We start from the raw sequence: 25291 nt of genomic DNA, 5'->3' as shown, positions 1-25291 counted from the left end.
GCACCGCCCCCCGGCAACCCTGCGCCGGACAGGGGCGTGCTCGAACGCATACGCCTTCGCCTGGCCCGGTTTGCAGGAGCGCGCCCATGAGCGAACTCAAGATCCTGATCTCCGGCCCTCCAGGCGCAGGCAAGACCACGGCCATCCGCTGCGTCAGCGAGATCGCCCCCGTGAGCACCGACGTGCGCAACACCGATGACACCCTGGACAAGGCGCTGACGACGGCCGGCATGGACTATGGCGAGCTGACCCTGGACAACGGCGAGAAGCTGTACCTCTACGGCACGCCCGGGCAGGAGCGCTTTGACTTCATGTGGCGCATCCTCTCGCGCGGCGCGCTGGGCGTGATCTTGCTGATCGACAACAGCCGCTCCGATCCGCTGGCCGACCTGGATATCTATGTCCAGGGCCTGTCCGATGTCTTGCGCAGCACGGCATGCGTGGTGGCGGTATGCCGCATGCAGGAGTACACAGCGCCTGATCTGGACAGCTTTGCCGTGCACCTGCAATCGCGCGGCCTGCTGTGCCCCGTGGTGCCGGCCGATGTGCGCAACCCCCAGCAGGTGGTGGCCCTGATCGAGCTGTTGCTGCTGCAGATTGAAGCCCTTGCCCAGGAGAAGTCCCATGAAGAATGACGCTGCCTTGAAGGCTGCAGCCCAGGCCGCGGTGCAGTCGCTGATGAGCAGGTTGCACGGCGTGCGTGGCTGCGTGGTCAGCACCGAGGACGGCTTCGAGGTGGCCGCCCGTGCGCAAGGCCAGGGCAGCACGGCGCGGCTGTCGGCCATGGCCAGCTCGATGGCGGCGCTGGGCATGATCGCCGGCGAGGAGAACCAGCTCGGGCATTGCGCCAACGTGGTGGTCGAGGCGGCCGAGGGCTTCATCGTCATGCTGCAGGCACAGCGCCCGGGCCTGACGCTGGTCATCAGCGTGGTGGCCTCGCGCGAGGCCGTTCTGGGCCAGGTTCTCTATGTCTCGCGCGAGGCCGTGCGGACGCTGGAACAAGCGTGATGGCAAAGGCAGGCAAGGGCTGCTCATATGCATCCGGCAAGAAGGCACCGCGAAGGTGCAGAACATTTTCGCAACACAAGGGAGTTAGGAAAACAATGGCCAATATCAAGCAAACCATGGATGAACTGATGCGCTGTGACGGCGCCATGTGCGCTGCACTGGTGGACTACAACAGCGGCATGATCCTGGGGCAGGAAGGCTCGGGCGTGGACCTGGAGCTGGCTGCCGCCGGCAACACCGAACTGGTGCGCGCCAAACTCAAAACCATGCGCTCGCTGGGCCTGGAAGACACCATCGAGGACATCCTCATCACGCTGAGCAAGCAGTACCACATCCTGCGCCCCTCCACCCACCACGAGGGCCTGTTCCTGTACCTGGTGCTCGACAAGACCAAGGCCAATCTCGCGCTGGCGCGCCGCAAGGTGCAGGACGTGGAGAATGCGCTGGTGGTCTGAACAACAGCCCTTGACTGGCTGCGCCGCTCAGAACCGCTCGGCGCACAGCGCCTGCCACTGCAGGATCTCGATCTCGCCGCGCTGCACGCGGATGAGGCCCCGCGCCTGCAGGCCCTGCAGCAGCACGTTGGTGGTCTGGCGTGAGATCGACAGCATGCGCGCCAGTTGCTCCTGCGTGATATCCAGGCGCGGCCGGGCCGGCACATCGTCCAGCCGCTCTCCGTAGCCACGCGCCATGGCCACCAGGCGGCGCGCCAGGCGCTGGGGAGCGGGCAGGAGGGCCAGGTCCTCCAGCGCCGCGAAGGCCGCGCGCATGCGCCCCGACATCAGCACGCCCAGGTCATGCCAGTGCGCGGGGTGCTGCTGCAGCCAATCCAGCAGCGGCTGGCGCGGCACCTGCAGCACCACGCTGGGCTCCATGGCGTGGGCATCGTGGGTGCGCGGCGAACCGTCGAACAGCGCGATCTCGCCAAACCAGGTGGCCGGTCCCATGCGCGTGAGCAGGGCCTCGCGCGCCTGCTCGCTCTGGCCACCCACACCGGAGAAACCGATGCTGCCCCGGACCACTGCAAACAGCCCGCCCTCCAGCGCATCGCCGCGCAGGAACAGGGCCTCGCCCGTCTCCAGGCTGCGCGGCTGCGCCAGCGCCAGCAGCAAATCGGCAAACTGCGGCGCCAGTGCGCTGAACCAGCGACCGGCGCGCAGCGTGGGCAGGTAGGGAAAGGCGTGGGCAGTTTGCATGAGAGGGGATGTCGGGTGGCTGACAGACACAGCCGGCGGACCTGCGTATTTTCGCCGCTGACATCGAACATGCCAGGAGACCTTTCCATGCAAGCCTCACACCCCCTGCCCCGCGCGCTGGCGCGCCCTTCCCGCCTGCTGGCCAGCCTGGCCACAGCCGCTTTGCTGGGCGCCTGCGCCCACGGCAGCCTGCCCGTCTCCGACATGGCCAGGCCCCAGCCGGCCAGCGCCGCCACGCGCGCGGCCCAGCAGGCGGCCTTGGCGCAGCAGCCGCTGGACGATGCGCAGGCCATGGAGGACGCCCGGCGCGGCCTGATCGCACCGGCCGACACCCTGGTCGTGCGCAATGTCCAGGGCCGTCCCATCTGGAGCATGCAGTCCTATGCCTTCCTGGAGCAGGACCAGGCGCCCGACACCGTGCACCCTGCGCTGTGGCGCCAGGCCCAGCGCAACCGCGTCAGCGGCCTGTTCCAGGTGACCGACAGGCTCTACCAGGTGCGCGGCCTGGACCTGTCGAACATGAGCATCATCGAGGGCGAGACCGGCCTGATCGTGGTCGATCCGCTGATGTACACCGAGACCGCCCAGGCCGCCATGGACCTGTACTTCCAGCACCGCCCGCGCAAGCCCGTGGTGGCCGTCATCTACTCGCACAGCCATGTGGACCATTTCGGCGGCGTGCGCGGCGTGGTGCGCCAGGAAGAGGTGGATGCGGGCCGCGTGCAGGTCATCGCCCCGGCGGGCTTCATGGCCGAGGCCGTGGGCGAGAACGTGATCGCCGGCCACGCCATGGGCCGGCGCGCGCTCTACCAGTTCGGCATGCTGCTGCCGCGCGATGTCAGGGGACAGGTGGACGCAGGGCTGGGCAAGGCGGGTGCGCCCGGCACCATGGGGCTGATCGCGCCCACGCGCGTGATCGACAAGCCGCGCGAGACCCTGCGCCTCGACGGCGTGGACATCGAGTTCGCGCTCACGCCCGGGGCCGAGGCGCCGGCCGAGATGATCATGTACTACCCCCAGCTCAAGGTGCTGAACATGGCCGAGATCGCCGTGCACACCCAGCACAACCTGCTGCCGCTGCGCGGCGCCCAGGTGCGTGACGCGCTGGGCTGGTCGCGCCACCTGAACGACGCCCTGCACACCTATGGCGGCAAGGCCGAGATCATGATTGCCCAGCACCACTGGCCGGTCTGGGGCCAGCCCCGGCTGCAGCGCATGCTGGCCGGCCAGCGCGACACCTACAAATACCTGCACGATCAGACCGTGCGCCTCATGAACCACGGCTACGTGGGCTCGGAGATCGCCGAGATGCTGAAGATGCCCGAATCCCTGGCCCGCGACGGCGCAACGCATGCCTTCTACGGCCACCTGCGCCACAACATCCGCGCCATCTACCAGCACTACCTGGGCTACTACGAAGGCAACCCGGCGCAATTGGAGGCGCTGCCGCCCGTGCCCGCCGCGCGCAAGACCGTGGAATACATGGGTGGCGCCGACGCCGTGCTGCGCCGTGCGCAGGCCGACTACGAGCGCGGCGAATACCGCTGGGTTGCGCAGATCGCCTCGCAGCTGGTCTTCGCCGACCCGGCCAACCAGGCCGCGCGCCGCCTGGCGGCCAATGCCTATGAACAGCTGGGCTACCAGATGGAATCGGCCACGGCCCGCAACGCCTTCCTGCAGGGCGCGGCGGAACTGCGCCAGGGCGTGCCCCAGCTGCCCAGGCCCGGCAGCACCGCGCGCGACCTGGTGCGCAGCCTGCCGCTGGAGATGTTCTTCGACTACCTGGGCGTGCGGCTGGACGCGGGCAAGGCCGCAGGCCAGCGCATCGTGCTCAACTGGACCTTCACCGACACCGGCGAGCAGCGCAGCCTGAACCTGGAGAACAGCGCCCTCACCCAGAGCCCGGGCCTTGCGCCCGCCGCCCATGCCAGCCTGCGCCTGACGCGCGCCACGCTGGACGCCATTGCAGGCCAGGAGACCACGATGGCCGAGGCCATCAAGAGCGGCCAGCTGCGCATCGAGGGAGACGCCTCCAAGGTGACGGCGCTCATGTCCATGCTGGACCGCTTCGACAGCGTGTTCCCCATCGTGGAGCCACGCCCCGAGCGGGCCGCTCAGTAACCGTGCTGTGCGCGGAAGTCGCGCGCCTTGCCGAAGTGCCCGTTGCCGATGAAGGGCACGGGCGGGCGCAGCGCCGACAGCGGCGAGGGATGGTTGCTGGTCAGCACCAGATGGCCCCGGTCGGCCGGAATGAAGGCGCGCTTGGACTGCGCATGGCTGCCCCAGAGCATGAAGACCACGGGCCGCTCGCCCTGGGCGATGTGTCGGATCACCGCATCGGTCAGCAGCTCCCAGCCCTTGCCCGAGTGGCTGGCCGCCTGGCCTTCCTCCACCGTGAGACAGGTGTTGAGCAGCAGCACGCCGTTCCTGGCCCACTTGACCAGGCTGCCGCCCGGGTTGGGAAACGGCGGGAAAGGCACGCCCAGGTCACGCTGCATCTCCTTGAAGATGTTCTGCAGCGAGGGCGGCATGCGCACGCCCGGCGCCACCGAGAACGACAGGCCTTCGGCCTGCCCCCGGCCGTGGTAGGGGTCCTGCCCCAGGATGACCACGCGCACTTCCTCGGGCGGGGTCAGCTCCAGCGCGCGCAGCGGCTGGGGCGGAAAGATCACCGCGCCGGCTTCCAGGCGCTGGTGCAGAAAGGTCAGCAGTTGCTGGCCTGTGGCACCCGCGAAGAAGTCCTCGACCAGGGGCTGCCAGTCGGGCGCAACGGGCCAGTCGGCGGGATCGGCGGATTGGAGTTGGTCGGCTTGCGCCGGGGCGATTGCGTCGTCTTGAAGGGCCATGGCGGATGGGGCACCAGCGCACGCATGGCGCGCGATGGTGGTTCCTCGAAGGTACGAAAGAAACGGGAATGCACCGGCGCGCGGCCGGTGCATTGATGTCCTGAGGATACCCGCAGTCGCACAGCCGCCCGGCGTGTGCGACATGCACGTCAGCGCATCAGCGCGTCCGGCGGCGCCGGCGCATTGCCGCCATGGCCAGCAGCACCGAGGCCGATGTGCCCGCCAGACCCGCGAGGTTCCACACGGGAATGGCTGCAGCAGAGGTCGCCGCCATCACCATCAGACCACCCGGATCGACCACCACGCCATTGGCCTGCAGGTCATCGTCGCCCAGGCCACCGTCCTGGACTTCCAGGGTGTAGGTATTGGCCGAGGTCACCTTGAAGCCATCGTTGAATTCATACCAGTGCGGTGCCGGGTTGGCCGCCGTGGGACCGTACTTCCAGTACTGGGCACCCGCAGGCAGGGCCTGCGGCATGGTGACACTGAGCTTCAGCGTCGCGCCTGAGTTGCAGCCCGACGAGCGCAGGTCCAGCACACCCAGCGGATAGGCCGCTGCACCCTGGGGCGGCGCCGTGGGCAGGCTTTGCGCACGCACCAGCGATGCCGATTGCAGGCTGCAGCCGCTGGCCGGATTGCTGACGGTCAGCGTCGCGCTGCCGCCTTGCAGGGTCGAGATGGTGGTGGCGCCAGCGACAGGGGCGTTGACCGTCAGGGGCTGCGAGGCGGGCCCCGCACCGCTGCTGGACTGTGCCGCCACGCTGCAGTTGTAGGCCACGCCGGGTGTCAGGCCGTTGACCGCCACCGTCGGAGTGCTGGACGTGCCCATCAGCACCGCGCCGCCACCTTGCGGGACACATTGCGCCACATAGCCCGTGACCGTCTGGCCGGGGATGGAGGCCACCGGATCGAAGGTCAGCTGCACGGCCGTGCCCTGCGCGAAAAAGCCCGTATCGGCAGGTGGCTGAAGTGCGCCCGGAACGCTGCCGGACCAGACGCTCATCGCATCCACGCCGAAGAACAGGCTTTGCCGGTTGTCCACCTCGGCAATGCGCAGGCGCACGGTCTGGCCCGCGTAGGCCGACAGGTCGAACTGCAGCGACTGGTAGCCGCTGCCGCTGTCCGAAGGACCGGGCGCCGTGGCCGGCGGCCACTGGAAGACATTGGCCAGCACACCGGCGCCCAGGCTGTCGGGCGCGGCGGCAGGGTTCATGACGTCGATGCGCACCTGCTGGTTGGGCGCAGCCACCGTGTAGTCAAGCGTGGCCGGCGCCGCAGCGACCTTGGCCGCATTCTGGACATGGACGCGGGCGCTCAGCGTGGCCGGGCTGCCCGCCGGAATGGCGACGTCCTGGTAGAGCACATGGCTGCCGGGGCCGGGCTGGTCGCTCATGAGGGCAAACGCCCCGTCGGGAGGTGCAGGCACGGCCACGGGCGTGATGGCGCCTTTGGTGCCTTGCTGGGCGGCGAAGCCGCCCTTGGAGCCGGCCTGGGACACGGATTGCCAGCCCGTGAAAACCAGGGAACCCGGACCGGAGTTCTGCTCGAAACTGCCGTTGGCCAGCAGTTCGGCGGCCTGCGCCGGGCCCAGGGCCGCAAACACCGCAAGCCCCAGACAGGACTTGCGGGCAACGCCTTTTACGCTGTGCATGATGCTGCCTTGCGCCGATCAGCGTTCGTAGACGGTGTCGGTGGGCGCGCTGTCCTGGGTGTTGCCCATGACCCGGTTGTTGTTGAACGAGGTGATCTTCCCGCCAGCCACAGCGTTGAACGCCTTGTCATTGCCGAACACCGTGGTGTTGGACAGGTAGACCTGGGCGGTCGTGCTCTGGACACTGATGGCGGCGCGTTCCGGCTCGCCCTGTGCTGGCACTGCATTGCCCAGCAATTGCGAGCGTTGCACCAGAACAGACACAGAAGTAGCGCTCGTCTCGACCTTGACCGCCGCCTGCGTGAAGCCCTGAATCCTGACGTTGTCCAGCACCACTTTGCCTGCCTGGAAGATTCTGACGCCGAACGTTCCTGTGCCGTTGCCGACGATGTCCAGATCCCGCAGCACCACGGTGTCAGAAACACCCGCGTTGATGGTGATGCCCGCGCTACCGGAGACCAGCACGCCGGCAAGCACGCCTGTGCCGTCCACCTGCATGGACTTGGTGATGGTGACTCCACCGACGCCCGCAGGATCCAGCACGTTGATCTCGCCGTTGGCGGCCGTCCTGGCGATGGCCCCCGCAAACGTCTTGCAGGGAGCCGTGCGGCTGCAGGGGTTGACGTCATCGCCCACGCCCGAGACCCAGGTGCGCGTGGCCTGTGCCCAGGCGCCGGACGATGCCAGCGTGGCCGATGCGCAAACGATGAGGGCAGCCCAGCCGCGGCTGGACAGGAAAGGGGCACGGGGCATGAACGACATCGAAGTCTCCGTAGGCGATGGGCTGCGGCCATGTTGCCGGAGCGGCATTTCATGCGCATTGTCAATAATTATCATGCAAACGAAAAACTTTTAGAAACACTATTTGCACAAAAAAAGCCCGCACGCATGGCTGCGGCGGGCTGCTTCGGTGGCGCACCACCGAGGGACCGATCCGGTCTTGGCTTCAGGCAAACAGCTTGGCCAGCGCCTCTCCCGGCTCCTTGGCGCGCATGAAGGCCTCGCCCACCAGGAAGCTGTGGATGCCGGCATCGCGCATGGCCTTGACGTCCTCGCGGCTGCCGATGCCCGACTCGGTGACCAGCAGGCGGTCGGCCGGCACGTTCTTTTGCAGGTCCAGCGTGGTCTGGATGCTGACCTCGAAGCTGCGCAGGTTGCGGTTGTTGATGCCCACCAGCGGCGTCTTGAGCCGCAGGGCGCGGTCCAACTCGGCGCCGTCGTGGACCTCGACCAGCACGGCCATGTCCAGGCTGTGGGCGATCTGTTCCATCTCGGCCATCTGCGCGTCGTCCAGGCAGGCGGCGATCAGCAGCACGCAGTCGGCACCCATGGCCCGCGATTCGTAGATCTGGTAGGGATCGACCATGAAGTCCTTGCGCAGCACGGGCAGGTGGCAGCTGGCGCGCGCCTGCTTGAGATAGTCCACGCTGCCCTGGAAGAACTGCTTGTCGGTCAGCACCGAGAGGCAGGCGGCGCTGACGCCCTTGCCGTCGCCATCGGCATAGCTTTGCGCGATGTCGGCGGGGATGAAGTCCTCGCGGATCACGCCCTTGCTGGGGCTGGCCTTCTTGATCTCGGCGATCACGCCGGCCTGGCCGGCGGCGATCTTGGCGCGCAGCGCGCCCACGAAGTCGCGCGTGAGCACGCGGCTTTCGGCGTCGCGGCGCATGTCCGCGAAGGGCATGCGCTTCTGGGCGGCGGCCACTTCCTGCACTTTCACGTCGCAGATTTGCTTGAGGATGTCGGACACGTTGCTTTCCTTGGTTTCTTGTATTCGGTGGTCGATGGGGGCTGCGCGGCTCAGGCCGTCAGCCGGGCCGTGTAGGCCACGAGTTCGTTGAGCTTGGCCAGGGCAGCGCCGCTGTCCAGCGCCGCCTGGGCGCGGGCCATGCCGTCCTCGATGCTGGAGGCCACGTTGGCCGCATACAGGGCGGCACCCGCGTTCAGGCAGACGATGTCGCGCGCGGCACTCTTTTCGCCATGGAGCACGCCCAGCAGCATGGCCTTGGATTCCTCGGGATTGTCCACCTTGAAGGCGCGCGTGCCCACCATGCGCAGGCCGAAGTCCTCGGGATGGATCTCGTACTCGCGCACCACGCCGTCCTTGAGCTCGCCCACCAGGGTGCCCGCGCCCAGGCTGATCTCGTCCAGGCCGTCGCGGCCATAGACCACGATGGCGTGCTCGGCGCCCAGGCGCTGCAGCGCGCGCACCTGGATGCCGACCAGGTCCTCGTGGAACACGCCCATGAGGATGTTGGGCGCGCTGGCCGGATTGGTCAGCGGGCCCAGGATGTTGAAGATGGTGCGCACGCCCAGCTCCTTGCGCACGGGCGCCACGTTCTTCATGGCCGGGTGGTGGTTGGGCGCGAACATGAAGCCGATGCCCACGTCGGCGATGCTGCGCGCGATCTGCTCGGGGCTGAGCTGGATGTTGACGCCCAGCGCCTCCATGGCGTCGGCGCTGCCGCTCTTGCTGCTGACGCTGCGCCCGCCGTGCTTACTGACCTTGCCGCCCGCCGCCGCGATCACGAAGATGGAGCAGGTGGAGATGTTGAAGGTGTTGGCGCCGTCGCCGCCCGTGCCCACGATGTCCACCAGGTGGCGCTTGTCCTCCACATGGACCTTGTTGGAGAACTCGCGCATGACCTCGGCCGCGGCCGTGATCTCGCCGATGGTCTCCTTCTTCACGCGCAGGCCGGTGACGATGGCGGCCGTCATCACGGGCGACAGCTCGCCGCGCATGATCAGGCGCATCAGGTGCAGCATCTCGTCGTGGAAGATTTCGCGGTGCTCGATGGTGCGCTGCAGCGCTTCCTGGGGGGTGATCTGGGTCATTGCGGTGTCTCGGTTGGGTGCCGGCCTGCTCAGGCCTTCTGTTCCAGGAAATTCTTGAGCATGGCGTGGCCATGCTCGGTGAGGATGCTCTCGGGGTGGAATTGCACGCCCTCGATGGCCAGGCTGGTGTGGCGCACGCCCTGGATCTCGCCGTCCTCGCTGGTGGCCGTGATCTCCAGGCATTCGGGCAGGCTGGAGCGCGCAATGGCCAGCGAGTGGTAGCGGTTGACCGTGAACTGCTCGGGCAGGTCGGCGAACACGCCCTTGCGGTCGGTGGTGATGACGCTGGTCTTGCCATGCATCTGCTGGCCCGCGCGCACGATGTCGCCGCCGAAGGCCGCGCCAATGCTCTGGTGGCCCAGGCACACGCCCAGGATGGGCAGGCGGCCTGCAAAGTGCTGGATGGCCGCCACGGAAATGCCGGCCTCGGCCGGCGAGCAGGGGCCGGGCGAGATCACCAGGCGGTCGATCTTCTCACGCTCGACCAGGGCGATCACCTCGTCCAGCGTGGCCTCGTCATTGCGCACCACGGTGACATCGGCACCCAGCTCGCCGAAGTACTGGACGATGTTGTAGGTGAAGCTGTCGTAGTTGTCGATCATCAGCAGTCTGGTCATACCGGCTCCTGGGTCTCAAAGGGAAAAACGGGTGGCGCGGGCATGCCGCAGCGAAGGCTGGCGCGGGAATGCGCGCGATGCTGCCTGGGTCTGGAAGGGGGAATCTGAGGGCATCTGGGCAATCTCCTGGGTTCTGGGAGCCGCCGTGCCGGGGAGCCATCTGCTGGGTGAGCCTTGCTGCCGTCACGGCGGCAAGGCGCGGTACGCAACCGCAACGACGTGCCGCTTCCTTATTGGAAGCGCCACCACTGTGCAACGATGATCGAAACGGGCGTACCGTTCATGGCTGTCTTGGATCGAGAGTTCAGGTGTCTGGAAGACGGGAATGCAGCAGGCTGCATGGCGGAGCATGCTAACACAGGGTCCGCGCAGCGTGGCGGGACGACCCTGCAGGCGCCTCACTTCAGGAAATCCGGCTGGTCGAACTTCTGCTTCAAAAAGCGCCCGTTGGCCAGCAGCGCCTGCGCATCGCTGGCCGCCACATGGGCCACCACCTGCTGCATCTGCCCGGCCAGCAGCGCCAGCTGCTCGGTCAGCAGTTGCCTGGCCGTCTTGCCGTCCTGCACGGGCTGGGTGACACGGAACAGCGGCGGCAGCGCCGCATAGTGCGACAGCGTGGCGGGCAGGTACTGCAGCACCGTCTCGCGCACGGTGAACAGGCCCTCGTTGAAGACCGGGCCGGCCTCGGCCAGCGAGGGCAGCACCTCGTGCACCGAGCCGCGCACGCTGTCCAGGTGCTTTTGCATCTCGGGCGTGAGCATCGGGCGGGCCCTTTGCACCAGCTCGTCGATGCGTTCGCGGATGTCCTCGGCGCTCCAGTGCTGCTGCAGCGCCCGCTCGAAGCTGGCGCCCGCGGGCTGCAGGGCCCAGCCCAGCAGCAGGCCCGCGACGTACAGCCCCAGCGTGATCCAGCCCCAGCCGCCGCCGATCACGCCCGCGAACAGCAGCACCGGCCCCAGCAGGGCCAGCGCCAGCCCGGCGAGGTTGCCGTTGCCGTAGAAGAAAAGCTGCAGGCGGCGCATCAGGCGGGTCCCATCGCTGGCGGCGCTGTCACTGGTAGCCCCGGATTTCCTTGAACACCAGCGGCAGCCCGCTCTTGCCGGTGTTGCGCGCATCGAAGGCGCGCCCGCCCGTCAGCGCGGCCAGGGCCTGCATTTCGCCGGACTGCGCCTCGCCAAAGATGATGGGAAAGACGCGCACCAGCGGCGCGCCGCCGTCGCGCGCCATGCGCTGCTCGCGCTCGAATGCGGCCCAGTCGCGGCCGGCCGTGTTGGCGCCATCGGTCAGCAGCACGATGCTGACGAAGCGCTCGGGATCGGCCCGCAGTTCCTGGCGTGCCTGCTGCTGGGCCAGCGTGAGCGCGTCGTAGATGGCCGTGCCGCCGTCGGCCACCAGGCTGTCGGCATAGGCCAGCACCTGGGCGCTTGCGGCCTGCAGGTCGCCCGCCGCGAACTGCACGCGCGCGGGCTGGCCGACCAGGCCCGAGAACGGAATCAGCAGCACGCGCTCGCGCGCCTGGAAGGCGGCATAGCGCTGGCTGGCGGCCGAGGCCTCGGCGCCGGACAGCAGCTTGAGCGCCTCCTTCATCTGCGCCAGCCGCGCACCCTTCATGGAGCCGCTCACGTCCAGCACGAAGATGCTGGTGGCCGGGCGGCGCAGATCGCTCTGGTAGGCCGAGAGCACGGCATCGATCACCTCCAGCCGGTTCGGAAAGCTCAACTCCACCACGGGCGCCATGGTCAGCACCGGGCTGGCCTGTGCCTCGGGGCTGGCGGGGCGCAGCTGGGCCTGGCGCAGCGGCTGGCCCTGGAAGGCGGGAGCCTTGAACTGGGCGACCAGCCGGTCATAGTCTGCGCGCCGCGCAGCGTTGAGCAGCATCAGCGGATAGTCGGCCGAGATCACGCCGTCGCGCGGGTAGACCAGGGTGAGCCGGTCGGCGGCGGGCAGCTTCTCGTTCAGGCGCAGGATCACGGCCTCGTAGTTGACCAGCGCATCGACGGCGCCAGGCTCGCGCTCAAAGGCCTCGGCCAGCCAGCCGGAGCTGCCGGCGGTGAGCTTGTGGCCCGACAGGAAGTCCTTGAGCACCTTGGCATTGACCTCCCTGGCGTCCAGGTCCTCGGTCTTGCCGGCCACGGCCGAGGCCACGGCGAACAGCGCGCTCATGCCGGTGTTGGAGCTGGCCGGATTGGTCATGCCGTAGCGCAGCCGGCCCTGGGCGGCAGCGCGTGCGATGTCGGCCCAGGTGGGCGGGGCCTTGTCCCAGCCCAGCTTTTGCAGCACGGGAGCCTTTACGCCCAGGGCCACGCGCGAGTAGAAAAGCTTTTCGCGCGCCAGCGGCTTGTTCGCCAGCGCCAGCGCGGGATAGGCGCCATTGGGCGGCAGGATGGCGTCGTACTGCTCGCCCGCATTGATGCGCTCGACCATCTCCAGCGTGCCCGCATAGCTGAGCTTGAGCGGCACGCCCGCCGCCGTGGCGGCCTGCTCCAGCGCGGGCGCCACGTCCTTGAGCTCGGAGCCGGCCAGCACGGTGAATGCACCCTGGGGACCGGCGGACGGATCGGACTTGGCGGCGGCCTGCGGCGCGGTTTCGGGCGACTTGCCGCAGCCGGCCAGGGCCAGCGCAAGGCCCAGCAGCCACCAGGCCGCCAGGCGCCGGAACATGCTCACAGCACCACCTCGCCGGCGGGCGCCTGCAGCGCCTCGCGCACGTCCTCGCGGCGGCTCTTTTCCAGATAGGCGCGGGACTTGTCCACCTCCTGCGACAGCGTGTCCACCGTGGTCTGCATGGAGGCCAGGGCCTTGACCTTGAAGTCGGCCATGGCGTCCATGGTCTGGTAGATGTTGCCGAAGGCCTGCTGCAGTTTGGCGATGTCGATGGTGCTTCTGGCCGCCTGCTCGTGGATCTTCCCGCTTTGCTCGCGCAGCAGCTCGCTGGTGCCGGCGATCAGGTTGCCCGTGGTGGTGTTCAGCGCCGTGATCTGGTCCAGCACCAGTTTCTGGTTGGCCAGCGCCTGCGCCACGATGACGGCCGTGCGCAGGGCAGAGACCGTGGTGGTGGTCGCGCGGTCCACGCCCTTGGCCAGTTCGAGGTTGTTCTTGCGCACCAGGTCCAGTGCCAGGTAGCCCTGCACGTTCACCGCCATCTGGGTGAGCAGGTCGGTGACCTTCTGGCGTGCGTAGAACAGCATGTCCTCGCGCACCACGCGCGCCTTTTCCGGGTCGCTGGCGTCCAGCTGCGCCGCCTTGGCCTCCAGCGCCGCGTCCAGCTTCTTGCCGATGTGGATGTATTTCTCCAGCCGCTCCATCAGGCCCCACAGGTTGGCCTTTTCCTGCTCGATGGCGGCGTTGTCGCGCAGCAGCTCGTCCTTGCCGCGCTTGAGGCTGTCGATGATGGCGTTCAGGTGGCTCTGGCTGGACTGGAATTTGTCGAAGTAGTCCACCAGCCTGTTGCCCATGGGGATCAAGCCCAGCAGCTTGCGCGGCTTGAACAGGTCGTCCTGGCGCGAGGGGTCCAGCGCCTCCACCTGGCGGCGCAGGTCGATCAGGCCCTGGCCGATCTGGCTGCCCTGGTCGAACAGGCCGTTGTTCAGCGTCTTGACGGGACGCTCCAGCATGCGGTTGGAGACGGCGGCAGCGGCCTGCACCTCCTTGTTGCCCATGCCGTGGATGCGCTCGACCGCGCCCTTGAAGGCGGGCGACTGGCTGTCGTTGGCGGTGATGTCGTCGATGAACTGCGCCACCTGCGCGTCCAGCTGCTGCACTTCCTCGGCCTTGAGGCGGACCTTGCCGCTGGCCGACTCGATGGGCACGGGCAGGGCGGGCGCAGGCGGCTCCAGCACGAAATCCTGCTCCTGTGCAGGCACGGCCACGGCGGCGCTGGCAGCGGTGGTCTGGGGGGTGTTGCTCATCGGTTGCTCCTGGAACGTTCGGTCATTTGAAGCGCTGCTCCATGTCCACGATCATTCGCTCCAGCCACTCCTGGCTGGGCGGATCGATCACCTCCACCAGCTGCGCGGGCGCCTGCACGCCCTGCCCGGCCCAGCGCTCGGGCCCGTGCGTGTCGCCGCCGGTGCGAAAGCCGTATTCCTGCGCCAATGCGCGCAGCTGCGGATCGGATTCGAGCAGCTGGCCCACGCGATCGCCCGCAGGCGTGTAGGGCACGAGCACATGCTTGGAATACAGCGTGGGCTGCGGGTAGAGCATCACCATCTCGCCGCTTCTGCGCTGCGGGTGGCGCAGCAGGAACTCCACCAGCTGCGATTCATAGGCCACCAGCAGCGGCGCCTTGCCCATGCCCAGGGCCAGGTAGTCCTCGAAGGGGCCGGCCGACGAGCTTTCCTGGAAGCCCTGGCGCAGAAACAGCGGCGCCACCTGGGGCATCACGCGCTCCAGGTCGGCCGGGCTTTGCACCACCTGCTGGCCGTTGAGCACATAGCTGGCCAGCGCCAGGTACATGGCCGCGCTGTTGGAGCTGCGCACATCGGTGCTGGCGGGCAGCACGGCCTTGCCGGTGGCAAAGGCGCCGGAGGCCTTCAGGTCACGCCAGCGCGTGCCCTTGCCGGCCATGGCCAGCAGGGCGGGAAGATCGGTCACGTAAAAGAAGTCGCCCTGCTTTTGCGCAACGCCGTTGGCGATCAGGATCTCGGCAATGGGCCGCCAGCTGGCGAACACGATGGGCGTGTAGAACGGCGTGTAGACCGTGCCGGCCCTGGCCGCCGCCTTGAGCTGGGCCGCAGCCGGCGCCCCCGAGGGAAAGCCGAAGTCGTACTGCTTGGGGTCGTAGCTGTTGGCAATGCTGCGCGAGCCGGCCTTTTGCACGGTCACCGTCACGCCGTGGCGCGCCAGCACGTCGCGCACACGCTCGTCCTGGAAGAAGGCTTCCTTCTCGGAGCCGATCAGGCCGCGCGCCGTAACGGACTGCTGCTGCGTCAGCTGCGCCTGGCGGTCCTGCACCAGGGCCGTGCGCGAGTACCAGACGCCGCCGCCCACGGCTGCCAGCAGCAGCGCCGCCAGCCCCGCCGCCAAAGCACGGCGGGCGTTCATTGAGAGGCTCCGCCCTGGATGACGGCAAGATGAAATTCGGTCATGAACGCGCGGGCCGTTGTCATGTTCTGTTCAAAAAAACTTCTTATACGGAAGTTTTGTGACACAACGACGACACGCGGCCCGGCCCGCGCCGCGACTACCTCAGCGCGACTACCTCAGCGCGAGTTGCTCAGTGAAGCTGCGCCCACCGGGCGTTTCGCGGTGCTGCTGGGTGCGGTGCTCCACCAGCTGGTCCCACGTCTGCATCTGGCGCTCTTGCGTCTTGCGCAGCGCGCCGGTGACCTGCTTGCCGGCTGTCTCGATCAGCGTGGTGATGGTGCGGCTGTCCTGCACCTTGGTCAGGTCATAGTTGCCCGTCTGCAAATCCAGCATGCTGCGGTTGCGCGCCTTTTTGGACTCGGCGTTCAGGGACTCGGTGACCACCTGGGCGATCGACTCGCCCTCCCTGCCGCGGGACTGCCGGGTGGTCTTCTGGCCCACCTGGTACTCGGCGCGGCCGATTTCGGTCACGGCGCCGAATTCGTTGGTGTTCTCGAAGTCACCGCTGAAGCTGGCCTGGAAATCGGCCAGGCCGCTTTGCAGGGACTGCACGGAACGCTCCAGCCCGGAGAGCGCGACGATGGCGCCCGGCGCGGCCGGCGCCTGCGCGTTGTGCAGCTGACTGAAGGCACTCTTGAACATGTCCACCAGCGCCGCATCCGCACGGCCGCGCTGCGCGGCGGCATCAAAGCGCTTCAGATGCTGGTCCAGCGCGGCCTGGCGCTGCGAAGCGCTGGCGCCCACGGGGGCATCGGACTCCAGGTTGACGGCCAGCTCGCCCGCCGCGCCCTTCATCGCCACCGATCGGCCATCGGCGCCCACATGCAGGCTGAACGAGGACAGGGGCTGCGAAGGCTTGGGGTTCTTGATGTCCAGGTCCAGGCCGGACAGCACGCTGCGGTCGAAGTCCATCAGCTTGCCCAGTTCCAGCTGGGGCTTGCCCGGCTTTCCCAGGCCTTCCAGCGCTTCGTCCAGCCCGTCGGCCAGCTGGGCAATGGCCGCGCTCTCGGCTTGGCTCAAGGTGCCGGAACTCTTGACCTCGACCCGCAGCCCGCTGCTGCTGCCCGCTTCGCTGCCGTCGTTCGTGGCAATCCGCAGCTCCACGGTCTGGCCCGATTGCGTGCGGATCTTCAGGCTCACGGTGGCAGCGCCCACGGACACATCGCTCAGTGCGGACTTGTCCAGGGCCTGCGCATCCGCGCTGCCTGCGACGGAGTCGGCCGCCGTGGGCGCCTGGTACTCCGCAACCGTCTGTTGGTAGTCTGACGGCGTGGCCGCAAAGCGCGACAGCAGGGCGCCGCCCAGGCCGCGCCAGCGGTCGGCCAGGCTGGCCGACGGGCCCAGGCCCAGGTTGCGCGCCATCAGGGTGCTGATGTCGTCCCTGTCTTGCGAGGCCCAGGCCCGGGTCAGCCTGAACTGCCCCAGTTCCACGGGCTGCGGTTTGGCATAGATGACGCTGGACCCTGTGGACTGGCCCAGCGTGACCTGCGTGCCCGGGTCGGCGGGTGCAGCAGCTGCCGTGGTCGCTGACGACCTCACGGACACCGTGGGCCGCATGCCCGCTGCGCTGGCGGCAAAGCTGGCGCCGGTGGATGAAATGCTGGTCATGGATTGATCGTCTTCCTTCGGTCTTGTCCTGACTGAATGTGGCGGCCCAGGCCTTTGCAGGCAGGGGATTTTCTCTGTTCATGGACCATCGGCAGATTTCCGATTTTCTTTACCCCCCGTGCACCAATATGGTGTGAAAACCTTGTATTCATTGAAATCCGGCCAATACAGGGAATGTTTGGCTGTTGGCGCAAAAATACGCCATTGCTCTACTGGACGCAGCGACCGGCGGCAAGCGACATTCTCTCAGTGACGCCGCCCTCTTTGACCTGAGTCAAGACTATGGAGTGAACTGCATCGATATAACGAAACGGCATCGCCAAAATCGGTCGCTGCAGTGCAACATAGATAGAATGAAAAAGACCAGGGGACGATATTGGCATGCAAACCTTTGATTTGCATGCATCAAAACAAGCTATCAAAAGCTTCGTAGTCACAGGAAATACAAACATTCGCCGTGGCGCATATGTCGGCAATGCCGCGCCATGCCCCGTGATTCCTGACGAAGCCGCCCCAAGGCGGCCTGTTTCCCGGCAGACCTTCTGATCTGGAGCATTCGAGATGACGCTATTGGCTGGCAAAAAAGGCCTGATCGTCGGCATCGCCAACCGCGACAGCATTGCCTGGGCCTGTGCCCGGGCCATGCATGCGGCGGGCGCCGAGATCGGCGCGACCTGGCAGAACGACAAGGCCCGTGTGCATGTGGAGCCCCTGCTCGACGAGATCGGTGCCGAGCTGCGCATGCCGCTGGACGTGGGCGACGACGAGCAGATGCGCGCACTGTTCGATGCCGCCGCCGTGCGCTGGGGCCGGCTGGACTTCGTGCTGCACGCCGTGGCCTACGCCCCGCGCAAGGACCTGCAGGGCCGCGTGGTGGACAGCTCCCGCGAGGGCTTTGCGCTGGCCATGGACATCTCCTGCCACTCCTTCATCCGCATGGCCCACCTGGCCGAGCCGCTGATGGCGGCCAGCGGCGGCAGCCTCATGACGCTGAGCTACCTGGGCGCCAGCGAGGTCATGCCGCACTACGGAATCATGGGCCCGGTCAAGGCCGCGCTGGAGTCCACCACGCGCTACCTGGCGGCCGAGCTGGGCCCCTCGCGCATCCGCGTCAATGCCGTCTCGCCCGGCCCCATCGCCACGCGCGCGGCCTCGGGCATTGCCGCGTTCGATGAACTCGTGGCCGACAGCGTGCGCCGCTCGCCCATTGCCGGCGAACTGAGGCCCGACGACGTGGGGCCGCTGTGCGCCTTCCTGGCCTCGGACGGGGCGCGCGCCATCACGGGCTGCACGCTGTATGTCGATGGCGGCCACCACATCCTCAACTAGCGGCTGCCGCACCGGCACCCCGCAGCACTGCAGATGACCCTCCCATTCCCCCGAACCGCCGCCGCCGCGCTGGCAGCCGCACTGGCCGCCGCCCTGGCAGGATGTGCCTCCCTGGCGCCGCCGCACGAGCCGCCGCCCCTGCCCACGCCCGAGGCCTGGCCTGCCCATCTGCAGGCGGGCGCCCAGGGTGTCGCCGCCGCCGGCCTGCCCTGGCGCGACTACTTCACCGACCCCGTGCTGCGCCAGCTCATCGCCACCGCGCTGGAGCACAACCGCGACCTGCGCGTGGCCGCGCTGCGCGCCGAAGAGGCGCGCGCGGCCTTCCAGATCCAGCGCTCCGAGCTGTTCCCGGCCATTGGCGTGGGCGGCCAGGCCGCGCGGGCGCGCGTGCCTGGCGACCTCAACCTTTCGGGCCGCTCCGTGGTCAGCGGCGAGTACCGCGCCGAGGTCGGCTTCAGCAGCTGGGAGCTGGACCTGTGGGGCCGCGTGCGCAGCCTCAAGGACGCGGCCCTGCAGACCTGGCTGGCCAGCGATGCGGGCCGCCACGCTGTGCAGACCGCGCTGATCGCCCAGGTGGCCGACGGCTACCTGGGCCTGCGCGAGCTGGACGAGCGCGTGGCCATTGCGCGTGAGACGCTGGCCACGCGCCAGGAATCCTTTCGCATCTTCACGCGCCGCGAGGCCGTGGGCGCCAGCTCGCGCCTGCAGCTGGCCCAGGTCCAGACCCTGCTGACCCAGGCCCAGGCCCTGCTGGCCCAGCTGGAGCTGGCACGCGCGCAGCAGCTGCACGCACTGGCGCAGCTGGTCGGCGCCCACCCGGGCCCGCTGCCCGCCGCCGCACCCTTTGACGACGCCCTGGTGCTGGCCGAGCTGCGGCCGGGCCTGCCCTCGGAACTGCTCACGGCGCGGCCCGACATTGCCGCCGCCGAGCACCAGCTGCGCGCGGCCCGGGCCCAGATCGGCGCGGCGCGCGCCGCCTTCTTCCCGCGCATTGCGCTCACGGCCCGCTGGGGCACGGCCAGCGCCGAACTCGACGGCCTGTTCGACGGCGGCAGCCGCGCCTGGGCCTTCGTGCCCACGGTGTCCCTGCCCATCTTCGACGGCGGCCGGCGCCGCGCCAACCTGGAGCTGGGCGAAATCCGCAGCGACCTGGCCGTGGCCCAGTACGAGAAAGCCATCCAGACCGCCTTCCGCGAGGTGGCCGATGGCCTGGCCGCACGCCGCTGGCTGTCCGAGCAGATCACCGTGCAGCGCACCGCCGTACAGGCCCAGGCCGAGCGCGCGCGGCTGGCGCAGCTGCGCTACGACAACGGCTCGGCCGCCTACCTGGAGGTGCTGGACGCCCAGCGCGACCTGCTGGCCGCACGCCAGCAGCTGGTGCAGGCGCGGCGCGCCTTGCTGTCCAGCCAGGTGGGCCTGTATGCCGCCCTGGGCGGCGGCAGCGGGGCCGAACCTGCCGCGCTGCCCGCCACCCTGCCGGCCACGCCTGCCGATCCCCCGAATTCCTGAAGCCTCCGGACCCGCCCATGGACAAGAACACCTCTCTGAAGAACAAGATCGTGCCGATCGCCGCCGTGGCGGTCCTGGCCCTCGTGGCCTGGTGGGCCTGGAAGACCTTCACGCCCAAGGGCCCGGGCGAGGGCTTCGTCGGCAGCAACGGCCGCGTCGAGGCCACCGAGATCGATATCTCCACCAAGCTGCCCGGCCGCGTGGAGGAAATCCTGGTGCGCGAGGGCGACTTCGTGCAGGCCGGCCAGCCCGTGGCGCGCATGCAGATCGACACCCTGCGTGCGCAACGCCAGGAAGCCGACGCCATGCGCCAGCAGGCCGAGCACAGCGTGGCCGCCGCCGAGGCCCAGGTCACCCTGCGCCGCAGCGACCTGGCCGCCGCCCAGGCCCTGATCGTGCAGCGCGAGACCGAGGTGGACGCCGCGCAGCGCCGCTTCAAGCGCTCGGAAACGCTGGCGCGCGAGGGCGCCTCCTCGGTGCAGGAGCTCGATGACGACCGCGCCCGCGTGCGCGGCAGCGAGGCGGCGCTGGCCGCCACGCGCGCACAGGCCGCCGCTGCCCAGGCCGCCGTGAAGGCGGCCGAGGCCCAGGTGGTCGGCGTGCGCTCCCAGGTGCAGGCGGCCACGGCCACGGTGGCGCGCGTGCAGGCCGACATCGACGACGGCGTGCTCAAGGCTCCGCGCGACGGCCGCGTACAGCTGCGCGTGGCCCAGCCCGGCGAGGTGCTGGGCGCAGGCGGGCGCGTGCTCAACCTGCTGGACCTGTCCGATGTCTATATGACCTTCTTCGTGCCCGAGACCGCCGCCGGGCGCATCGCCCTGGGCAGCGAGGTGCGCCTGGTGCTGGACGCCGCGCCCGAGTACGTGATCCCCGCCCGCGTCTCCTTCGTCGCCAGCCAGGCCCAGTTCACGCCCAAGACCGTGGAGACCGCCAGCGAGCGCCAGAAGCTGATGTTCCGCGTGCGCGCCCAGATCCCGCCAGAGCTGCTGCGCCGCCATCTGGAACAGGTCAAGACCGGCGTGCCCGGCATGGCCTGGCTGCGCACCGATGCCAGCCATGAGTGGCCCGCCAACCTGGCCATCAAGCTGCCAGCTCAGCCCGCGCAATGAGCGAGAGCACGACGCCCCATGCCAGCGGCTGGGTCGTGCGCCTGAAGGGCGTGCACCAGCGCTATGGCCAGGTCGAGGCGCTGGCGGGCATTGATCTGGACATTCCCGAAGGCCGCATGGTCGGCCTGATCGGGCCGGACGGCGTGGGCAAGTCCAGCCTCATGGCGCTGATCTCCGGGGCACGCAAGATTCAGGAAGGCAGCGTCGAGGTGCTGGGCGGCGACATGGCCCAGCGCCGGCACCGCGAGGCCGTCTGCCCGCGCGTGGCCTACATGCCGCAGGGCCTGGGGCGCAACCTCTATCCCACGCTGTCGGTGGAGGAGAACCTGCAGTTCTTCGCGCGCCTGTTCGGCCATGACGCGGCCGAGCGGCGCCGGCGCATCGACGATCTCACCCAGGCCACGGGCCTGCGCAAATTCCTGGAGCGGCCGGCCGGCAAGCTGTCGGGCGGCATGAAGCAGAAGCTGGGCCTGTGCTGCGCGCTGATCCACGACCCCGACCTGCTGATCCTGGACGAGCCCACCACGGGCGTCGACCCGCTGGCGCGCGCCCAGTTCTGGGACCTGATCGCGCGCATCCGCCGCCAGCGCCCCGGCATGAGCGTGCTGGTGGCCACGGCCTACATGGACGAGGCCCAGCGCTTCGACTGGCTGGTGGCCATGGACGAGGGCCGCGTGCTGGCCACGGGCACGCCGGCCGAGCTGCTGCAGCGCACGGACAGCCGCTCGCTGGAAGAGGCCTTCATCGCCCTGCTGCCCGAAGAGAAAAAGCGCGGCCATGCGCCCGTGACCATCGCCCCCCTGCCCGAGGGCGGCGAGGACGACATCGCCATCGAGGCCAGGGACCTGACCATGCGCTTTGGCGACTTCGTCGCCGTGGACCATGTGTCCTTCCGCATCCGCCGCGGCGAGATCTTCGGCTTCCTGGGCTCCAACGGCTGCGGCAAGAGCACCACCATGAAGATGCTGACCGGCCTGCTGCCGGCCAGCGAGGGCCAGGCCTGGCTGTTCGGCCAGCCCGTGGACCCGCGCGACATCGACACGCGCCGCCGCGTGGGCTACATGACCCAGGCGTTCTCGCTGTACGGCGAGCTGACCGTGCACCAGAACCTGGTGCTGCATGCGCGCCTGTTCGGCGTGCCCGAGGCGGACATTCCCGCGCGCGTGGCCGAGATGCTGCAGCGCTTCGACCTGCAGGCCGCACAGCACAGCCTGCCGGCCGCCCTGCCTCTGGGCATGCGCCAGCGCCTGTCGCTGGCCGTGGCCATGGTGCACAAGCCCGAGCTGCTCATCCTGGACGAGCCCACCTCGGGCGTGGACCCCGTGGCGCGCGACGGCTTCTGGCGCCTGCTGGTGGAGCTGTCGCGGCGCGACCGCGTGACCATCTTCATCTCCACCCACTTCATGAACGAGGCCGAGCGCTGCGACCGCATGTCCATGATGCATGCGGGCAAGGTGCTGGACAGCGACACGCCCGCGCGCCTGGTGGCCAAGCGCGGCGCGGCCACGCTGGAGGAAGCCTTCATCGGCTACCTGGTCGAGGCCGGTGGCGGCGAGGCCCCGGCCGAGGAACAGCAGGCCGCACCGGCCACCCCCGCTGCCGTGGAAACGCACACCGCGCGCCGCCGCCATTTCAGCGCCCAGCGCATGCTCAGCTATGTCTGGCGCGAAGCGCTGGAGCTGCAGCGCGACCCGGTGCGCGCCACGCTGGCCCTGGTGGGCTCGCTGATCCTGATGTTCGTGATGGGCTACGGCATCAGCCTGGACGTGGAGGACCTGCGCTTTGCCGTGCTGGACCGCGACCAGACCACCATCAGCCGCAGCTATGCGATGAGCCTGTCGGGCTCGCGCTACTTCATCGAGCAGCCGCCGCTGACCGACTACGACGCACTGGACCGCCGCATGCGCAGCGGCGAGCTGACCCTGGCCATCGAGATCCCCCCGGGCTTTGCGCGCGATGTGCTGCGCGGCGGCTCCGTGCAGGTGGGCGCCTGGTTCGACGGCGCCATGCCCACGCGCGCCGAGACCGTGCGCGGCTACCTGCAGGGCATCCACCAGCACTGGCTGACCGAGCAGGCGCGCGAGCGCCTGGGTGTGACGCCGGCCGGCCTCATCGACATCCAGACGCGCTTTCGCTACAACCCCGACGTGCGCAGCCTGCCGGCCATGGTGCCGGCCGTCATGCCCCTGCTGCTGCTGCTTTTGCCGGCCATGCTGACGGCGCTGGCCGTGGTGCGCGAGAAGGAAAGCGGCTCCATCACCAACCTCTACGTCACGCCGGTCACGCGCACCGAATTCCTGCTGGGCAAGCAACTGCCCTATGTGGTGCTGGCCATGCTGAACTTCCTGCTGATGTGCCTGATGGCCGTCACCCTGTTCGGCGTTCCCGTGACGGGCAGCTTTGCCACGCTGGCCCTGGCGGCGCTGATCTTCAGCGGCGCCTCCACGGGCTTCGGCCTGCTGGCCTCCACGCTGACGCGCAGCCAGATCGCCTCGATGTTCCTGGTGCTGATCGGCACGCTGATCCCCACCACGCAGTTCGCGGGCCTGGTCGATCCCGTGTCCTCGCTGGAGGGGGCGGGCCGCATCATCGGCGAGGTCTATCCGGCCAGCCACATGATCGCCATCAGCCGCGGCGTGTTCAGCAAGGCGCTGGGATTTCGGGAGCTGGCCGGCTCGTTCGGGCCGCTGCTGCTGTCCGTGCCGGTGATCCTGGGCCTGGCCATTGCACTGACCAGAAAGCAGGAGAGCTGACATGCGCACCCGCCTTTTCTCCAACATCTACCGGCTGGGCGTCAAGGAGCTGTGGAGCCTGTGGCGCGACCCCGTGCTGCTGGTGCTCATCGCCTATGTGTTCACGGTCTCCATCTACACAGCGGCCACGGCCATGCCCGAGAGCCTGCACAACGCGCCCATCGCCATCGTGGACGAGGACGGCTCGCCACTGTCGCAGCGCATCGCGGGCGCCTTCTATCCGCCGCAGTTCGCGCCGCCGGCCATGATCGACCGCACGCAGATGGACCCGGGCATGGACTCGGGCACCTACACCTTCGTGCTCAACATCCCGCCCAACTTCCAGCGCGACGTGCTGGCGGGCCGCGCGCCCGAGCTGCAGCTGAACGTGGATGCCACGCGCATGAGCCAGGCCTTCACGGGCAACAGCTATGTGCAGCAGATCGTCACGGCCGAGGTCAGCGAGTTCGTGCGGCGCTTTCGGGGCGCCACTGCCCTGCCGGTGGACCTGGTGGTGCGCGCGCGCTTCAATCCCGCGCTGGACAAGGTCTGGTTCGGCGGGCTGATGCAGATCATCAACAACGTGACCATGCTGTCCATCATCCTCACGGGCGCGGCCCTGATCCGCGAGCGCGAGCACGGCACGGTGGAGCACCTGCTGGTCATGCCGGTGACACCGACCGAGATCATGCTGGCCAAGATATGGTCCATGGGACTGGTCGTGCTGGTCACCGCCTTTGCCTCGCTCAACCTCGTGGTGCGCGGCGCCCTGGGCGTTCCCATCGAAGGCTCGCTGCCGCTGTTCCTGGCGGGGGCCGCGCTGTGCCTGTTCGCCACAACGTCGCTGGGGATCTTCCTTGCCACGCTGGCGCGCAACATGCCACAGTTCGGCATGCTGCTGGTGCTCGTGCTGCTGCCGCTGCAGCTGCTGTCGGGCGCCATGACGCCGCGCGAAAGCATGCCTGAGCTGGTGCAGAACATCATGCTGGCCGCGCCGACCACCCACTTTGTCGAGCTGTCGCAGGCCATCCTCTACCGCGGAGCGGGGCTGGACGTGGTCTGGAAGCCCTTCCTCGCGCTGGCCGCGATCGGCTCCGTGCTGTTCGCCCTCACGCTCACCCGTTTTCGCAAGACCATCAGCCAGATGGCCTGATTTCGTTCCCGCCGCCAAGGCATCTTTCCATCTCAACCAGCAAGGAGTTTCATATGAGCGCACAGACCATTCCCCTCCATCTGCTCAAGGCACAGCTTGAACTGCAGTTGCACCTGAGCCGGCTGCTGCAGGAAAGCGGCCAACAGTGGCTGGAGCATGCCGCACGCAACGGCCCCGAGCGCATCGCCGAGACCGGCAGCGAGATCGAGGGCGTGCAGCAGACCAGCAGCTGGCAGGAGCTGGCCACCCTGCCCGCCCAGGCCTTCTGGCGCCACGCCCATCTGCGCATGGGCCATGCCCAGGCCCTGGCCCAGACCGCCATGGCCAGCCAGATGACCCTGGCCCAGGGCGTGCAGCAGGCCGTGCACGACTGGCAGCAACAGGTGGCAGCCACGCTGGGCAACAGCACCCAGGGCGCAGCCGACACCGCCGTGCCGTGGAGCGACCTGCTCGCCCGCTGGACCTCGGCCGTGCAGTCCGTGGCCCAGCCCGCCCATGCGGCGCAGCAGCCCATTGCGGCAGCCGCCGCCGAAACGGCCCGCGACACCACAGCCCAGGGCTGACGGGCCCCAAGGAAGCCGCCACGCAGTCCCGCAGGTTCGGGGCCGCATGG

The 25291-nt window shown here is 68.6% G+C and carries 23 protein-coding genes; 11 read left to right on the top strand and 12 right to left on the bottom strand.

All coding sequences use genetic code 11. The features are described from left to right. The first annotated feature begins 86 nt into the window (after positions 1-86). The 3 genes from BW39_RS04605 to BW39_RS04595 all read left to right on the top strand — a co-directional run bounded on the left by BW39_RS04605 (position 87) and on the right by BW39_RS04595 (position 1463). A complete protein-coding gene (locus BW39_RS04605) occupies positions 87-635 on the top strand; it encodes a GTP-binding protein (protein ID WP_043820163.1) in 549 nt (182 codons plus the stop codon). Beyond that, entirely contained in the window at positions 625-1008 is a 384-nt protein-coding gene (locus tag BW39_RS04600; RefSeq protein ID WP_016449547.1) for a roadblock/LC7 domain-containing protein, read from the top strand. The genes BW39_RS04605 and BW39_RS04600 overlap by 11 nt, the downstream gene beginning before the upstream one ends. A 95-nt stretch (positions 1009-1103) precedes the next feature. Further along, a complete protein-coding gene (locus tag BW39_RS04595; protein WP_043820161.1) occupies positions 1104-1463 on the top strand; it encodes a hypothetical protein in 360 nt (119 codons plus the stop codon). A gap of 27 nt (positions 1464-1490) precedes the next feature. On the opposite strand, the gene BW39_RS04590 is transcribed toward BW39_RS04595, so the two are convergent. After that, a complete protein-coding gene (locus tag BW39_RS04590; protein WP_043820159.1) occupies positions 1491-2204 on the bottom strand; it encodes a Crp/Fnr family transcriptional regulator in 714 nt (237 codons plus the stop codon). 87 nt (positions 2205-2291) lie between these two features. Between BW39_RS04590 and BW39_RS04585 the strand changes: the two genes are divergently transcribed. Beyond that, complete coding sequence (locus BW39_RS04585; protein WP_043820158.1) at positions 2292-4325, top strand: alkyl/aryl-sulfatase; 2034 nt, start codon at positions 2292-2294, stop codon at positions 4323-4325. Here BW39_RS04585 and BW39_RS04580 read toward each other — a convergent pair. From BW39_RS04580 to BW39_RS04530, 11 genes are all read right to left on the bottom strand, one after another. Beyond that, positions 4319-5050: a uracil-DNA glycosylase gene (locus tag BW39_RS04580; protein ID WP_013804667.1), complete on the bottom strand. Its 732-nt coding sequence runs from the start codon at positions 5048-5050 to the stop codon at positions 4319-4321. The genes BW39_RS04585 and BW39_RS04580 overlap by 7 nt on opposite strands. A gap of 157 nt (positions 5051-5207) precedes the next feature. Then, positions 5208-6701, bottom strand: coding sequence for a fibronectin type III domain-containing protein (locus BW39_RS04575; protein ID WP_081816123.1), 1494 nt, complete (start codon positions 6699-6701; stop codon positions 5208-5210). Between the two features lie 18 nt (positions 6702-6719). Next, the gene (locus BW39_RS04570; protein ID WP_052155277.1) at positions 6720-7463 is read right to left on the bottom strand and encodes a right-handed parallel beta-helix repeat-containing protein; all 744 of its coding nucleotides are present in this window, start codon (positions 7461-7463) and stop codon (positions 6720-6722) included. A gap of 184 nt (positions 7464-7647) precedes the next feature. After that, a complete protein-coding gene (gene trpC, locus BW39_RS04565) occupies positions 7648-8451 on the bottom strand; it encodes an indole-3-glycerol phosphate synthase TrpC (protein WP_012202702.1) in 804 nt (267 codons plus the stop codon). A gap of 50 nt (positions 8452-8501) precedes the next feature. After that, on the bottom strand, positions 8502-9536 hold the full coding sequence (gene trpD / locus BW39_RS04560) for an anthranilate phosphoribosyltransferase (protein ID WP_013804671.1): 1035 nt from the start codon (positions 9534-9536) through the stop codon (positions 8502-8504). Between the two features lie 29 nt (positions 9537-9565). After that, positions 9566-10153, bottom strand: coding sequence for an anthranilate synthase component II (locus BW39_RS04555; RefSeq protein ID WP_012202700.1), 588 nt, complete (start codon positions 10151-10153; stop codon positions 9566-9568). A 398-nt stretch (positions 10154-10551) separates the two neighbouring features. Further along, complete coding sequence (locus BW39_RS04550) at positions 10552-11175, bottom strand: hypothetical protein (protein ID WP_043820153.1); 624 nt, start codon at positions 11173-11175, stop codon at positions 10552-10554. A 28-nt stretch (positions 11176-11203) separates the two neighbouring features. Further along, positions 11204-12814: a vWA domain-containing protein gene (locus BW39_RS04545; protein WP_043820150.1), complete on the bottom strand. Its 1611-nt coding sequence runs from the start codon at positions 12812-12814 to the stop codon at positions 11204-11206. 2 nt (positions 12815-12816) lie between these two features. Next, positions 12817-14061 carry a toxic anion resistance protein gene (locus tag BW39_RS04540; protein ID WP_043820149.1) on the bottom strand — a complete coding sequence of 415 codons (1245 nt, stop codon included), beginning with the start codon at positions 14059-14061 and terminating at the stop codon, positions 12817-12819. A 22-nt stretch (positions 14062-14083) separates the two neighbouring features. Continuing rightward, complete coding sequence (locus BW39_RS04535; RefSeq protein ID WP_043820148.1) at positions 14084-15196, bottom strand: hypothetical protein; 1113 nt, start codon at positions 15194-15196, stop codon at positions 14084-14086. A gap of 153 nt (positions 15197-15349) precedes the next feature. Further along, entirely contained in the window at positions 15350-16846 is a 1497-nt protein-coding gene (locus tag BW39_RS04530; RefSeq protein ID WP_043820146.1) for a hypothetical protein, read from the bottom strand. Between the two features lie 381 nt (positions 16847-17227). On the opposite strand from BW39_RS04530, the gene BW39_RS31475 reads away from it, so the two are divergent. From BW39_RS31475 to BW39_RS04500, 7 genes are read left to right on the top strand one after another with little or no spacing between them, the layout of a single operon-like run. Next, on the top strand, positions 17228-17392 hold the full coding sequence (locus tag BW39_RS31475) for a hypothetical protein (RefSeq protein WP_155294163.1): 165 nt from the start codon (positions 17228-17230) through the stop codon (positions 17390-17392). A 15-nt stretch (positions 17393-17407) separates the two neighbouring features. Then, on the top strand, positions 17408-18175 hold the full coding sequence (gene fabI, locus BW39_RS04525; protein ID WP_012202694.1) for an enoyl-ACP reductase FabI: 768 nt from the start codon (positions 17408-17410) through the stop codon (positions 18173-18175). Between the two features lie 33 nt (positions 18176-18208). Beyond that, positions 18209-19684 carry an efflux transporter outer membrane subunit gene (locus BW39_RS04520; protein ID WP_043820143.1) on the top strand — a complete coding sequence of 492 codons (1476 nt, stop codon included), beginning with the start codon at positions 18209-18211 and terminating at the stop codon, positions 19682-19684. 17 nt (positions 19685-19701) lie between these two features. Then, entirely contained in the window at positions 19702-20793 is a 1092-nt protein-coding gene (locus BW39_RS04515; RefSeq protein ID WP_012202692.1) for an HlyD family secretion protein, read from the top strand. After that, positions 20790-23546: a ribosome-associated ATPase/putative transporter RbbA gene (rbbA, locus tag BW39_RS04510; RefSeq protein WP_043820141.1), complete on the top strand. Its 2757-nt coding sequence runs from the start codon at positions 20790-20792 to the stop codon at positions 23544-23546. Before BW39_RS04515 ends, rbbA begins: the two co-directional genes overlap by 4 nt. A gap of 1 nt (position 23547) precedes the next feature. Beyond that, complete coding sequence (locus BW39_RS04505; RefSeq protein ID WP_012202690.1) at positions 23548-24678, top strand: ABC transporter permease; 1131 nt, start codon at positions 23548-23550, stop codon at positions 24676-24678. Between the two features lie 53 nt (positions 24679-24731). Further along, positions 24732-25241, top strand: coding sequence for a hypothetical protein (locus BW39_RS04500; protein WP_034389636.1), 510 nt, complete (start codon positions 24732-24734; stop codon positions 25239-25241). Positions 25242-25291: the final 50 nt, after the last annotated feature.

Origin of the sequence: Delftia sp. RIT313 (assembly GCF_000632165.1) — a bacterium.
Lineage (GTDB): Bacteria > Pseudomonadota > Gammaproteobacteria > Burkholderiales > Burkholderiaceae_C > Comamonas > Comamonas acidovorans.
The sequence above is the reverse complement of the archived record's forward strand: the minus strand, read 5'-3'. Positions and strand labels throughout refer to the sequence as shown.